The organism is Chitinophaga niabensis, assembly GCF_039545795.1.
GTDB classification, from domain to species: Bacteria; Bacteroidota; Bacteroidia; order Chitinophagales; family Chitinophagaceae; genus Chitinophaga; species Chitinophaga niabensis_B.
In genome coordinates this window covers 6,447,086-6,461,718 of the sequence record NZ_CP154260.1, presented here as the reverse complement: position 1 = coordinate 6,461,718, position 14,633 = coordinate 6,447,086, and the positions used below count along the sequence as shown (strand labels likewise).

The 14,633-nt window shown below is 45.6% G+C and carries 8 protein-coding genes; all 8 read right to left on the bottom strand.

From position 1 onward, the window contains the following. Window positions 1-29: 29 nt before the first annotated feature. The 8 genes from AAHN97_RS25995 to AAHN97_RS25960 all read right to left on the bottom strand — a co-directional run bounded on the left by AAHN97_RS25995 (window position 30) and on the right by AAHN97_RS25960 (window position 14,631). Window positions 30-1,472, bottom strand: coding sequence for a TolC family protein (locus tag AAHN97_RS25995; RefSeq protein WP_343304997.1), 1,443 nt, complete (start codon window positions 1,470-1,472; stop codon window positions 30-32). A 149-nt stretch (window positions 1,473-1,621) separates the two neighbouring features. Beyond that, window positions 1,622-2,284: an ABC transporter ATP-binding protein gene (locus AAHN97_RS25990; protein WP_343304996.1), complete on the bottom strand. Its 663-nt coding sequence runs from the start codon at window positions 2,282-2,284 to the stop codon at window positions 1,622-1,624. 16 nt (window positions 2,285-2,300) lie between these two features. Further along, on the bottom strand, window positions 2,301-4,706 hold the full coding sequence (locus AAHN97_RS25985) for an ABC transporter permease (protein ID WP_343304995.1): 2,406 nt from the start codon (window positions 4,704-4,706) through the stop codon (window positions 2,301-2,303). A 1-nt stretch (window position 4,707) separates the two neighbouring features. Continuing rightward, window positions 4,708-7,071 (bottom strand): ABC transporter permease, encoded by a 2,364-nt coding sequence (locus AAHN97_RS25980; RefSeq protein WP_343304994.1) that lies wholly within the window; start codon window positions 7,069-7,071, stop codon window positions 4,708-4,710. 10 nt (window positions 7,072-7,081) lie between these two features. Next, complete coding sequence (locus AAHN97_RS25975) at window positions 7,082-9,484, bottom strand: ABC transporter permease (protein WP_343304993.1); 2,403 nt, start codon at window positions 9,482-9,484, stop codon at window positions 7,082-7,084. Next, entirely contained in the window at window positions 9,481-11,901 is a 2,421-nt protein-coding gene (locus AAHN97_RS25970) for an ABC transporter permease (RefSeq protein WP_343304992.1), read from the bottom strand. The genes AAHN97_RS25975 and AAHN97_RS25970 overlap by 4 nt, the downstream gene beginning before the upstream one ends. Continuing rightward, on the bottom strand, window positions 11,901-14,309 hold the full coding sequence (locus AAHN97_RS25965; protein ID WP_343304991.1) for an ABC transporter permease: 2,409 nt from the start codon (window positions 14,307-14,309) through the stop codon (window positions 11,901-11,903). Before AAHN97_RS25965 ends, AAHN97_RS25970 begins: the two co-directional genes overlap by 1 nt. Before the next feature lie 97 nt (window positions 14,310-14,406). Then, window positions 14,407-14,631: a hypothetical protein gene (locus tag AAHN97_RS25960; protein ID WP_343304990.1), complete on the bottom strand. Its 225-nt coding sequence runs from the start codon at window positions 14,629-14,631 to the stop codon at window positions 14,407-14,409. Between the last annotated feature and the right edge of the window lie 2 nt (window positions 14,632-14,633).

Genomic DNA, 14,633 nt, shown 5'->3' with positions numbered 1-14,633 from the left:
TGCGCATTTATTTCTGTGTCCGATCCCCGCTATAGCGTTATGCGTTGATCGCGATAGAATTCGAGTAATTTAATTTTGAAAATATAGTCGTATAGGGCAGATACTTTGTCAATCTGCGCTTTAAACAGGTTCGTTTGTGTAGTAATATACTCTACGGTATTCATTAAACCAACATTGAAACGTTTGGTAGCAAAGTCATAAGCTTTTTGCGATGCACGTTCAGTGGTAATGGCCGCCTGGTATTTCTGGAAAGCTCCTACCGCATTCGCATGGGCCGTGTAAACATCCTGACGAAGCTTCTGGCGGTTGATATCTAATGTAAGTTGTCTGTCCTGCACATCAATTTTAGCACGTTCTACATTACCGCGAGCCCTCCATCCGTTGAAAATTGGAATGCTCAGGCTCAGGCCTACGTTCTGGCCAAAGTTATTACTTAGCTGATCACCAAAAGGCACCGTTCTTCTTGCCTGTGAAGAGGTGGGGGTCTCTACCAGAGAAGTAGGATCGTTCTTCAGGTATCCGATCGTTTGTGTTCCTGTAGTGATGGGCCCAAAGCCTTCTTTGATGGTATTGGCATAACTGGTATTGATCCCGGCGGAAAGGCTGAGGTTTGGATACATCGCTCCTCTTGCAGAGGCCAGGGACCTGTTGGCTGCTTTTACATACATGGAATCTGCACGGTATTGAGGGTATGAGGCCAAAGCGGCACTGTATACCATTTCAGGTGCTGTTTCCCATAAATTCAGCACAGGTATGCGTTCAATGTTTTCCGGTAATTCCACTACAAAAGGCACTGCAAAATCCAGGTTTAGCAAAGCTTTCATCTGCAGCACGTTGACGATACTGGTGTTTTGTGCAGCCACCAGTGTAGAACTATCCCTTGCCAGCTGGGCTTCCAGGTCCGCCTGGTTGCTTTCCGGTACGGAACCTGCGGCTACCAGTTTCTTGGTATTTTCCAGCTGGGCCATACTAAGGTCCACCTGAGATTTACTGATCTTTACCTGCTCGTTGGCCAGCAGGATCTGTAAAAAAGCATTGGCCACGTTTACGCCCATATCGTTCCGGGCTCTTTCCAGTAAAAAATTACTGGCATATACCTGGTACTTACTGGCGGCTACTGTGTTCTGTTTTGTGAACCAGCCAAAAAGGTCCACCCCGGTATTCAGGCTTACCCCGCTACTGAAGTTCGCCGTATTTACATAAGTATTTGATTCAAACGAAATGTTCCGTCCAAAGCGGTATTCACCACTTGCCCCGCCGTTTAAGGTAGGGAGCCTTGCCATCTGGTTCTGCTTCAGGGTTAACTCCGCAAGCCTTTTCTGCAGCACACTTTGCTGAACCGTGAGGTTATGGCTCAACGCATAGTCCAGCGCCCGCTGATACGTCCAGTTATCCTGCGCAGCCACATTGCGAGGGTTGCCAAACAGCAGCAAAGCCAGTATTGATGCGATTGCAAGGGACTTTTTATTCATAGCCTGACAAAAATATATTAATTGATATGACACCATTCCCCAGTTCTTGATAAATGGCAATTTTTTAGTAGGTGTGGCACAGGGCCACACGAATTTAAGGCAAAACATCATATGATGAGTTTTTAGATAGCGGAAAATGTAAAAGTGTTTTATTCCACCTTACCGTCCATAATCCGGATGATCCGGTTTCCGAATTCGGCGTTCGTATCTGAATGGGTAACCTGTACGATGGTGATACCATCTTTTTTATTCAGTTCTGCGAACAGTTCCATGATCACCTTAGCCTGATCTGAGTGCAGGTTTCCGGTTGGTTCATCTGCAAAGATCACAGCGGGTTCGGCTACAATGGCCCGTGCAATTCCCACCAGCTGTTGCTGGCCCCCGGAAAGCTGGTTGGGGAACAGGTCTTTTTTAGCCACCATATTAAACCTGTCAAGTATATCCGCCACGCGGCTTTTGCGTTCGGAGGAGGGCATGTCCTTATATAATAATGGTGTTTCTATATTTTCATATACAGTGAGTTCATCTATCAGGTGATAGGCCTGGAATACAAAACCTATGGTACCCCGGTGAAGCTGTGTCCGTTTTTTGTCGTTCATCTTATTCACCAGTTCTCCCTGGAACAGGTATTGCCCATCGGAGGGTTCTTCCAGCAGACCCAGGATATGCAACAATGTAGACTTCCCGGAGCCGGATGGGCCCATGATAGACACAAACTCTCCTTCGTGAATAACCAGGTTCACATCCTTTAAAATTTCATGTTTGCCAAACCCTACCGGGTAGTGCTTTGTAATGTTGCGTAGTTGAATCATGATCGTGTTAAATATTTTATTCTGAACGTAATGCTTTTACAGGGTTCATCAGGGCAGCCCTGATGGTTTGAAAACTTACCGTGATGGCGGCTATGCTGATGGCCAGTAACCCGGCCAGCAGAAAGACCCACCAACTGATGTTTATACTATAGGCATAGATCTCCAGCCACTTATTCATCACAAACCAGGCGATGGGTGTAGCTATGAGGATGGCCAATATTACTAATTTCAGGAAATCCCGCGATATCAGCGCAGTAATTGTGAGGACGCCGGCGCCTAAAACCTTGCGGATGCCAATCTCTTTATTGCGCTGACCAATAGCGATCAATGCAATGGCAAACAATCCCATGCAGGAAATGATGATAGTGATCACCGCACCACTTATGAAGATCTTTGCAAGTACTTTATCTCCTTTGTACTGCCGGTCTGTATTCTCATCCACAAAGGAGCCCAGGAAAGGGCCGGGCGCAGCAGCTTTCCACTCACTTTCGATCGTTTCCATAGAAGCCTCGAGGCTGCCTGGCGCCGTTTTTATAAAAATATAGTTGGAAGGGCGTCCTTCATTGTTCAGTGATAATGTAAGCGGTTCTATCTTCCGGTGCAGAGATTGAAAGTGATAATCCTTCATGATCCCTATTACACTGTACACAGGCCCATCTTCTTCAAAACGTACGGTAAACCCTTCTATATCCTTCACGCCTAATTGCAGCGCCATCCTTTCGTTGATAATGATGCTGCTGGAATCTGCCATCTGCGGACTGAATTCACGGCCTGCCAGTAGCTTTATATCCATGGTTTTAAGATAATCGTACGAAACGAACTGCAGGTTGGTCATCAACTCCTGGTTTTTGTAAGAGAAACCAACAACGGAAGTAGATATGCTGCCATCACGGCCGCGGCCCAGATTGCTCCTGGCTGCGGAAATACTGAGGATACCGGGTTGCTGCGCGAGTTTTGCTTTCATTCTTTCCAGGAGCTGCTCACTATTTACTTCATTGCCCACAGGAATGCTCACCACTTCATGTGTGTTAAAGCCCAATGATTTATTTTTCAGGAAATTCATCTGCTGCCAGGCTATGATAGTACAGCAGATCAGCAAACTGGAAAATACAAACTGGGTAACGATAAGGGAATTGCGGAAGTAATTATTCCTGCCAGAGTTGATCTTTCCTTTTAATACCTGCAGGGTTTTAGCCCGTGCCAATACTAGTGAAGGATAACCACCAGCCAGGATGGAGATCAATAAGAACACTATTGCCATACCAGCTATTACCCCCGGGTCTTTCAATATTCCGAAAGAGAGATGATATCGCAGCACCGCATTATAAGTAGGCATAACAATGTAGGCTAAGCCTAATCCTAATAAGAGAGAAAGGAAGAACAACACCATGGCTTCCCCGCTTAACTGCAGGGCCAGCTGGAATTTAGCGGCACCCAGTGCTTTACGCATGCCCACTTCTTTTGCACGCATAAAGGCCCTGGCCATGCTTAGGTTAATAAAGTTGATGCTGGCGATAAAAAGCAGGAATGCCGCAATGAACAATAACATATACAACATCATCACCCTGCCGGTATTCTTCTGGCCGTTCTCTGTTAAGTGCACCTCTTCCATGGGGATGAACCCAATATGCATATAAGCCCCGTACTTATCTGCTTTTGCACCTGCCTTCTTATATTTATCAACATCCTCCGCATAGTATTTTTTCGTAAGGGCTATACTTCTCTTTTCCATCTCTTCACTGGCAACCCCCGGTGTTAATTGTGCGAAGGTATAGAGGTTGGAGTGACCCCATTCATCTTTGTTACCTGCATAATCTGTCACCCTTTCAAGGCGGAGCAATACATCAAAATTAATACTGGAATTATCGGGTATATCTTTCACTACGGCAGAAACGGTAAAGGCCTGCCAGCCATCTCCCTGGTTAATGGACACTGTTTTGCCTACAGGATCTTCTTTCTTAAAAAGCTTCGCAGCCGTTTCTTCCGTGATAATGGCGTCATTGAGCCCCAGCCGCAAATTACCGCTGACGGCCGGGAATGTAAACATGCGCAGGAAAGAGCTGTCCACACAATTGATGCCGATGGACTGTACTTCTCCATTAGCAATACGGATACCTGCTGCATCGTTGGCCACTCTCGCAATATTCACCACACCCGGCATTTCCTCTTTCATTGCCGGAGCTAAAGGAATGGGAGTGGAAAGATGAGTACGCGGCCCTTCTGCACGTGCCTCGCTGTAATAAAGCTGGTACAGGTCCTTTTTATTCGCATGGAAATTATCATAGGAGAATTCACTGTAAACAGTGAAGCACAATAACAATGCTGCTGCAATGGCAACACTCATCCCAATAATATTGACAGCAGAAACCTGTTTTGATTTCCAGATATTGCGCCAGGCTATTTTAAGATAGTTTTTAAACATGTTATTCTGATCTTAGAGATTTAACAGGATTCATTCTTGCTGTTCTGACAGACTGATAACTTACGGTAAGCATTGCCAGTACAATAGCCAGCAATCCTGTGGCTACATATACCCACCAGGAAATATCGATATGATAGGCAAACTTGTTCAACCAGCCATCCATAAAATAAGCAGCCAGCGGCAGGGCGATCCCTACAGCGATCAGCACCAACCGGATGAAGTCTTTGCTTAATAAGGTCAGGATCTGTATAATACTGGCACCCAGCACTTTTCTGATACCTATCTCTTTTGTACGCTGCTGTGCCGTGAAAGTGGCCAGGCCAAACAAACCAAGGCAGGCAATGAAAATGGCCAGGGCAGTGAAGGCGGCAGACAACCTTCCTATCATCTGTTCGCTTTTATACAAGTCTGCAAAGGATGCGTCCATGTATTTTATTTCGAAAGGATATTGCGGGTTAAACTGCCTGAATACTTTTTCGATGCTGCCGATAGCCGTCTCCACCTGGTCCGGTTTAACCCGTACGAGTACGAATTTATTCTTTGCACTGCGATAGCGGATGACCATAGGTGCTACTTTTCTTCCAAGGTGATTGCTGGAGAAATCCCTGGTTACGCCAATTATCGGTAACTGCTGTTCATCATCTATTGTTATGATCTGGCCTACATAAGGTGGTTTCAAAGACATTACCTTGGCTGCGGTTTCATTGATCACAATACCATTCGTATCCGTTGCAAATTCAGGTGAAAAAGTTCTGCCTTCTGCCATTTGCAACTGCATTGTTTTTTGCAGATCATACCCTGCCAGCAGGTTATCGAACAAAACGGTTTCATCCGGGTTTTTCCCTTTCCAGCTAACCCCTGAAAAATTGCTGCCTACCCTGATGGGCAACTGGTCTGCATCTGAAACAGCTTCCACACCCGGCATGCCCAGCAATGCATTTCTAAATGGCCTCAGATCATTTACCATGGAGCCTTCATTAAAGAACCAAAGCACCTGGTCTTTGTTCAAACCAAGGTTACGGTTCTTAATAAAACTTATCTGCTGATAGATGAGAACGGCAGCAACGATCAATACGGTGGATACCACGAACTGGAAAACCACTAATCCTTTCCGCAGCCATATGGCACTCGACTTCAGTCTTAACATCCCCCCTTTTAAGGTGGTCACTGCATTCAGGGAGGAAAGGTAAAATGCGGGATAACTGCCTGCCACAAAACCTGTGAACAGGGCAAGGACCAGCAATGCCAGTATGTTGTACCAAGTGAACAAGGGAACTGATAAACTAATATTCACCATTTTTTCAAAAGAAGGCAATAAAACCCATACCAATAACAAGGAAAGGGCGGTGGCAATGAACACAAGGGCAAAAGATTCTCCCAGGAACTGCGAGATCAGTGTTCCTTTACCTGCGCCGATACTTTTACGTACACCTACTTCTTTACTGCGCTGCAATGCTCTTGCGGTAGAAAGGTTCATAAAGTTGATGCAGGCTATCAGCAGAACAAAAATGGCAATAATGATAAAGAGCTGAACATATTCAATACGCCCGCCATCGATCTTTCCTTTATCAAAACGGCCTTCCAGGTAAGTATCTTTATAAGGATACAGGAATACTTCCGTTTTAGAATCCTTTAGGTTACGTTGTATGATCCCTTTTACTTTTGCATTTATTCCTGCGATATCTGCTTTAGGATCTATCAGTATATAAGTACGGGGTGCATTTGCTGACCAGGTTTTCAGCCAGTCATATTCCTGCTCATACCGTTCCCTGGGCAACAGCCATTCGAATTTTAAAGAAGAATTCTCAGGCAGGTTTTTCATCACACCCACCACCATATAATCTTCCTTATTGTTCAGCCTCACCGTTTTGCCTACCACTTTACTGTCTCCAAATAAATTAAGAGCTGTTTTCTCAGAGAGTACAATATCATTAGGGCCCAGCAATGCTTTGGCAGGATCGCCGTCAATGAACGGAAAGGTGAACACCTGGAAAACATCATTATTGGCATATTGCCCCCCGCTTTTATATCCTTTCTCCCCTACTGCCAGTAACTTCTCTGAAACCGGAGAGAGTGCTGCTGCTTTCAGGATACCGGGGATCTCCGCTTTCAGCTGATCAGCCAAAGGGCCGGGTGTGGCATTTACGGTGAGAATTTCATTATTGGCATAATACTGATTCTCATATACCTGGTAGATATCAGGCAGTTTCTCATGGTAGCAGTTATAGCTCCATTCATTGGCAACCCAAAGCAAAATAAACATACAGCAGGTTAAACCAAACGTTAAGCCTGCAATATTGATCACGCCAAACACTTTGTTATTCCAAAGGTTCCTCCACGCTATCTTAATATAGTTTATTAGCATACTACAATTGTTATTCGGATTTAAGAGATCTTATCGGGTGAGTGAATGCTGCTTTCAACGATTGATATCCAATGGTACATAAAGCTACCAATAACGCCAGCAGGCCTGCGCCGGCCAGCCACCACCATTCTATCTCAATGCTGAAGGCAAAACCTGCCAGCCATTTGTTCATGAAGTACCAGGCAAGCGGAATGGCCACCACAATAGCAATGAGAATAAGTTTAACAAAATCATGCGTGATCAGCTGCAGGATATTTCCAGCGGATGCACCCATCACTTTGCGGATACCTATCTCTTTTGTTCTTTGCGTGACCACCAATACTGCCAGTGCAAATAATCCAAGGCAGGACAATATAACCGCAGCAATAGCAGCATAGATGAAAATGCGGGTTAGTTGTTCCTCTCTTGCATACTGGCGGTTCACATTCTCATCCACAAAACTGCCTTTAAACGCAGAATGCGGGGCAATACCCGCCCATGCGGCACTGAGCTTGTCCATCACTTCCGGTAGATTATCCGGGCGTACCTTTACAAACAGGTGGCTGATGGGAATGTTCATATGCATCACCAATGCCAGTGGCTGTATGGGATGATGCAGTGATTCATAGTTAAAGTTTTTCATCACACCAATTATTGCAGAGGGAGGCAGCACACTATCATACCTGATCTTCACGCCAACGGCACTTTTCTCTCCCAGCCACTTTGCCATTTCTTCATTGATCACAAGGCCGGTGCTATCTGTTCCTGAAAAATCCCGTCCTTCTAGTAACTCAAGGCCCATTGTTTTTACAAAATCACATCCAACACTCAACCATCGTACATGCCTGCTCCTGTTCTTATGGTTAAGCACTATCATGTGGCCAAATGACTGCCCATCCATACCCAGTCCCATATCTTTGGACAGGCCTGTAATGCTCAGGATGGAAGGATCCCCTGTCATCTTCTGCCTCAGCAGTTCCAATGCATTTTTCCCATCTACTTCTGTACCCACGGGTATACTGATCACCTGTGTGCTCTTGTACCCTACCGGATGGTTGCGCAGATAATGTAACTGCTGCCAGGTGATCCATGTACAGGAGATCAGTAATATGGCGATAGCAAACTGTGATATGATGAGGCTGCCACGCATGGAGCCGGAGGTTTTTAACTTTAACCGGCCCTTGAGTATGTTCACTGCATCCAGGCGGCTCATCTTCAATGCCGGATATCCTCCTGCGATGATGGTAATAAGCAGGAAACCAGCCAGTATATATCCTATTGTCGATGGTTTAAATAAAATTCCGGTGGTTATACTACTGCCGAATAACTCCCTGTAATGCGGCAGCAGGAAATAACACAGCGGTATGGTGATCAGCAATGCCAGCAGGCAGATCAATACTGCTTCTGCCCAGAACTGCATTACCACCTGGCGGGGTTCTGCACCAATGGCTTTTCTCAGCCCTACTTCGCGGGTGCGGGTAAAAGACTTTCCTATGGAGAGGTTAATAAAATTGATGCAGGCCACCAGGAGAACAAATCCTGCCACGATCAGCAACATATTGAGATAGGCGCGGCTTACTACATTTTTCCAGCCATAGACACTGGTATCTGTATGGAGGTTGGAAAAGGGTTGCAGCAGCATTTCCATATACTGACCGTTGGAAGAAGCTTGCGCTCCCTCCTGTTTCAGATTTTTTACGAGGTGCTCAAACTGTGTATTAATAAACGGTTGCAAACCGGCTTCGAATTGCTGCCTGTCTGTTCCCGGAGCTAATTGAATAAAAAGATGATGATTGTGATCATGCCAGTTATTCACCTGTTCCGGATAGTTCTCATTGTTTTCAAATAAGGTGGCTACGTTGTAATTAAAGCTGGAGTTTGCCGGTACATTCTGCGTTATCCCGCTTACAGTATATAAGTGCCAGGAGCCCCCGGACTGCATTTTCACCTGTTTACCAATAGGTATTTCTTCTCCAAACATGGCCCTGGCCGTTTCCTCGTCCAGCACAATGTTTTCCCGATCGCTGAGTGCTCCGCCTTGTAGCAGCGGAAAGCTGAACATCCTGAAAAAGTCCGCATCCACATAAGCGATGTTCTTTATGAAATGTTTGCCATTATACACCAGTTCACATTCCCGGTTATAATACCTGCTGCCTTGCTTTACAGTCGGAAACTGTTCCTTTAAGGTCCGCAGCATGGGTTCCACCATGTAAGGTGTTGGCTTCCGGCCCTCCGGCCGCTGCATAACAAAATAGGGGTGATAAATATCTTTCCTGTTTTCATGAAACTGATCATAAGACAGCTCATGATATACTCCCATCACCAGCAGCAGGCAGATTGTAAACGCTACAGTGAGTCCCAGTAAATTAATTACGGAAACCACCTTATGCTTTAGCAGGTTGCGCCATGCGATGATGAAATAGTTCCTGATCATTCCGAACGTAATGATTTAACAGGGTTAGTAAATGCCGCTTTGAGCGATTGATACCCTATCGTGCATAATGCCACCAGTAAGGCCAGCAGGCCTGCACACAGGAGCCACCACCATTTGATGTCTATACTGAAAGCAAAGCCTTCCAGCCACTTGTGCATGAAATAATAAGCGAGTGGTGTGGCAATCACCATGGCAATGAATATCAATTTTACAAAGTCGCGCGTGATGAGTTGTACAATGCTTCCTGCAGAAGCGCCCAGCGCTTTGCGGATGCCTATCTCTTTTGTTCTTTGCATAATAGCCAGGATGGCAAGTGCAAATAATCCAAGGCAGGATAATACGATTGCCACAATAGCGGCGTATACAAAAATGCGGGTGAAACGTTCTTCCCGGGCATATTGCCTGTCGATATTCTCATCCAGGAAACTGCCTTTGAACTCTGAGCGGGGTGAGATCTCCGCCCAAGTGCTCCTGAGTTTGTTCATCATCACCGGCAGCCTGTCAGGACGGACCTTTACCAGTAATACATTAATAGGCATAGGTCTGTGCATAACAAGGCCCAGCGGCTCCACTTTTGTATGCAGGGATTGAAAGTTAAAATCCTTTACCACACCTATCACCGTCATGGGTGTTTGTGCGGTATCGTATATCAGTTTTACACCAATAGGATCTTTTTCTCCCAGTTGCCTGGCCATCTGTTCATTGATCACAATGGAATTGCTATCTGTAGAAAACGTCTCTGAGAAATCACGGCCGCTCAGTAAGGTGAGGTCCATTGTTTTCACGAAATCAAATCCCACATTCAGCCAGGCCATATTAACAGCCCTCTCTTTATAGTCAAAGCCTGTGCCCCAGCTAAAGGCGCCGCCATCCAGCCCTACACCCAGGTTAGTGGAAAGACCTGTAACACTGAGTACAGAAGGTTCCTGCGCTAGTTTTTGTTTTAACAATCTTAATGCATCTCTTCCACTCACTTCATTACCTACAGGTATACTTACTATCTGGTTGCTGTTATAGCCCAATGGCCGGTTGCGCAGGTAGTTCAGCTGCTGCCAGGTGACCAGTGTGCAGGAGATCAGCAGAATGGCGATTGCAAACTGGGAAATGATCAGCCCATTGCGCAATGCCCCGGATGTTTTCAAACGCAGTTTGCCTTTCAGGATCTTCACCGCATCCATGCGCGTCATGATCCATGCGGGATAACCGCCAGCGGCCAAAGTGATCAGCAGGAAACAGGCGAATATACAGGCGATCGTTGCAGGCCGGTACAATACATCAATGGTTAAGCTACTGTCGAAGATCAATTTATAATGGGGAAGAAGGAAATAAAATAAAGGTATACTGATGGCCAGTGCTATCAGGCAGATGAGAGCAGCTTCGCCCCAGAACTGAATGGCTACCTGGCGGGGCATGGCTCCGAGGGTTTTTCTCAAACCCACTTCGCGGGAACGGGTGAAAGACCGGCCCACTGAAAGATTGATAAAATTGAAACAGGCGATCAGCATTACAAAACAAGCTACTGCCAGCAGCATATTCAGATAAGTGCGGCTGATCACAGCACCCACTCCCCGCATGCTGGTATCTGTATGCATGCCCAGGAAAGGCTGCAGGCGCAGTTCCAGGTACTGACCTTTAGCATTAGGTTGCGCACCATCCCGCTTCAGATCACTGATATTGGATTCGTATTGTTTATTAATAAAAGTATGTAAGCCTGCTTCAAATTTCCGGGGATCCGTGCCGGGAACCAATTGGATAAACAGATCATGATTCGTGGATTCCCATTGGTTAACAACGTTCGGATAATTATCTTCATTCTCAAACCGGGTGGCAGTCTGGTAAGTAAAGCTGGAATTATCAGGTGCTTTCTTTCCTACTCCGGTAACCGTATAGGCACGCCAGGTACCGGTAGATTGCATTCGTACTATTTTCCCGATGGGATCTTCGTTTCCGAAAATGGCGGTAGCTACTTCTTCATTCAATACAATATTATCCTTGCTATCCAGCACTTTTGTAGCATTCCCTTTGATCAGTGGAAATGTGAACATGGAGAAAAAATCAGCATCCACATAGATCACCTGTCTCATATAGTGTTTGCCGTTATATTCAATTTCTCCTCCCCTTCTCATGTAACGCGTGCCGTACTTAACCGCAGAGAACTGGTCCTTTAGTGCTTTCAGCATGGGTTCCGGCATGGTGGGCTGGAACTGTTCACCTTCCGGGGTTTGCTGTGCAAAATAAGGGCGGTAGATATCCTTTCCGTTTACATGGTATTTATTATAAGAGAACTCATAGTATACACTGATCACCAGCAAGAGGCATATGGTAAATGCCACCGTCAACCCAAGTAAGTTGATCAGGGTATTCACTTTATGCTTCAGCAGATTGCGGAACGCTATTTTAAGGTAGTTACGTAACATCATTCAGATTTTAATGATTTAACCGGATTCAGCAGCGCTGCTTTAACGGATTGAAAACTGATGGTGACCAGCGCAATAATGAGGGCGCCTGCACCAGCTGCCGCAAATGCCCACCATGGCATGGGTACATGGAATGCAAACTCCTGCAACCATTTATCCATGCCATACCAGGCAATCGGAGAAGCAATGAGTATAGCGATAAATACGAGTTGAATAAAATCTTTAGAAAGTAAAGCAGTGATACTGGTGATGGAAGCGCCCAGCACTTTGCGGATGCCGATCTCCTTTGTGCGCTGGCGTGCAACGAGCATGGCCAGTCCAAATAAACCCATGCAGGCAATCACAATAGCAAGGCCGGCATAAGCACCAAAGAGACTGCCATCCCTTTGTTCCTGTTTGTATTCACCAGCCAGGCTGTTTTCCACGAATGAATAATTGAAGGGGAAAGCCGGCATCATTTTATTCCACAAAGTTTCAATACTTGCCAGTTGTGTTTGCCTGTCCCCTGCTTCCAACCGTACCGTAAGGGTTCTTGCATAACCCGGCCGGATCATTGCCAGCATGGGGCCAACAGGTAATCTCAGCGATTCAAAATTGAAGTCTTCTACCACACCTATCACCGTACCTTTTCTTGGCTGATTTGAACCCCGCCATTCCAAACGGCTGCCTATCGGGTTCTTTAATCCGAATTTTTTGACAGCGGATTTATTGATCACAAAAGCATCCAGCGAATCAGTTGGAAAACGGGCGTCAAAATCACGGCCCGCTGCCATCTTAATCCCCAGGTTAGTGAAATAAGAAAAGTCCGCATACACGATGTAAGCTACCTTGCTATCCTCTTCCAGGGAGCCTTCCAGGCCAACAGGGTTTGCATTATTCGGACCATCCCCAACAGCTGCGCTGGTATAAGATGTATTTTTTACAAAAGGTAATTTTTCGACCTCTGCTTTGAAGGTTTCACGGCTACTTTCCTGTTTATCGTTATTAAGATAGAAATTCACCAACCCCGTTTTATCATATCCGAGATCCTTCTGCTGAAGGTACCTGAGCTGCAGATAGATCACTACGGTTGAAATAATGAGTGCAATGGCAATAGTGAATTGTGATACGACCAGTGCTTTTCTGAACAGGGATCTTTGGCCGGCACTTTTAAGCCCGCCTTTCAGAATACGTACAGGTAAAAATCCGGAAAGGTATAATGCAGGATAACTGCCAGCCAGCAGGCCAACTACCATAGAAAGCAGTAGCAAAGTGCTGAACAGCGAAATATTTTGCAGGGAGAACAAAGACAGGGTTTTGTCTGTCGCGTAATTAAACCCGGGTAACATGATCTGCGCCAGCAGCAGGGCGAATAAGAAAGACAGCATGCTCACCAGGATGGATTCCACCAGGAACTGTACGATCAATGCTTTTCTTTCTGCTCCCATTACTTTACGCAATCCTACCTCCATGGCCCTTTCATGTGCACGGGCTGTTACGAGGTTCATAAAATTGATGCAGGCGATAAGGATGATAAATAATCCTATGGCGCCGTAGAGATATAGCTTGGGAGTTTTATCCATGGTAGCATTATCTCCATTGGGACGCATATGTATATTGGCAAGTGGTTGCAGTTCATAATGAAATGTTTCACCCAACCGCCTGGCAGTTTTGCCAATGTATTTTTCTACAAATACTTTCAGCTCTCCCTCCATCATCCCAGGTGTTACACCCTGGGGCAATAAAACAAAAGTATAGTTATCGGAGAAACCGTACCAGCTTCCTTCCGGTTTCCCTCCTGCTTTTATCACGTTCTGCCGCCATGTTTCCATAGACAGCAGTACTTCGAACTTTATATCAGAATTAGAAGGAACATCTTTTACCACACCGGTGATCTGGCAGTCAAAAGCATCCTGGAAACGGATGGATTTTCCTACCGGATCTTCATCCCCGAAATATTTTTTAGCTGCCGTTTCCGTTAACACGCCGGTATAGGGTTCTTTCAAAGCAGTGGACGGATTGCCTGATATCATCGGGAATGAGAACATCTTCAGGAAGCCCGCATCAGCATATGATATTTGATCCTGCTTAAACTTCTCTGCTCCTTTTGAAATGATCACATTGTATGCGGTGTAGAGCCTTACTGCATCTTTGATCCGGGAAGACTCTTCTTTCAACGCAGGCCCTGCACCAAACTGGGAGATGCCCATACGGTCCGTCTGCCCGTCTTTATGCTGTGCCACACTATTGAGGCGGTAGATATTCTCACTGTTTACATGAAAACGATTATAGCTTAATTCATCTCTGATGAACAATACGATCAGGATACAGCAGGCCATTCCTATAGCAAGGCCGGCAACATTGATAACAGTAATACCTTTATTACGCAGCAGGTGGCGAATGGCTACTTTAATGTAATTCCTGATCATAAAAAACTGGCGAGGTTTAGAGGATTAAAAAAAGACAACCGCCTGCCTGCCACAAATAGCCGGAGGCGGCGCCTTAAAAACTAACAAACAGATTAAGTTAAACGGTTCCGCTTTGCGCTGAAGTATTCAAAGTTCTTTTTCTGTACGAGTTGATGAAATAAAGGCCGCCAATCATCACCACTAACAGTGGAACGGCCATGTAAGGAAGTAATTCAAACAAGTCGAAACCTGATTGCTGAATACTTTTTCCCTGCGGTTGATTGCCGGCAAGTAATTGTACATCCAGCAAACGGTTCACAAGACAAGAGAATGACTTTTCCATAA

What these genes read in the sequence shown, in the direction of transcription:
- AAHN97_RS25970 (WP_343304992.1), bottom strand. Translation starts at nt 11,901, where the DNA reads ATGTTACGTAACTACCTTAAAATAGCGTTCCGCAATCTGCTGAAGCAT.
- AAHN97_RS25960 (WP_343304990.1), bottom strand. Translation starts at nt 14,631, where the DNA reads ATGGAAAAGTCATTCTCTTGTCTTGTGAACCGTTTGCTGGATGTACAA.
- AAHN97_RS25965 (WP_343304991.1), bottom strand. Translation starts at nt 14,309, where the DNA reads ATGATCAGGAATTACATTAAAGTAGCCATTCGCCACCTGCTGCGTAAT.
- AAHN97_RS25995 (WP_343304997.1), bottom strand. Translation starts at nt 1,472, where the DNA reads ATGAATAAAAAGTCCCTTGCAATCGCATCAATACTGGCTTTGCTGCTG.
- AAHN97_RS25975 (WP_343304993.1), bottom strand. Translation starts at nt 9,484, where the DNA reads ATGATCAGGAACTATTTCATCATCGCATGGCGCAACCTGCTAAAGCAT.
- AAHN97_RS25985 (WP_343304995.1), bottom strand. Translation starts at nt 4,706, where the DNA reads ATGTTTAAAAACTATCTTAAAATAGCCTGGCGCAATATCTGGAAATCA.
- AAHN97_RS25980 (WP_343304994.1), bottom strand. Translation starts at nt 7,071, where the DNA reads ATGCTAATAAACTATATTAAGATAGCGTGGAGGAACCTTTGGAATAAC.
- AAHN97_RS25990 (WP_343304996.1), bottom strand. Translation starts at nt 2,284, where the DNA reads ATGATTCAACTACGCAACATTACAAAGCACTACCCGGTAGGGTTTGGC.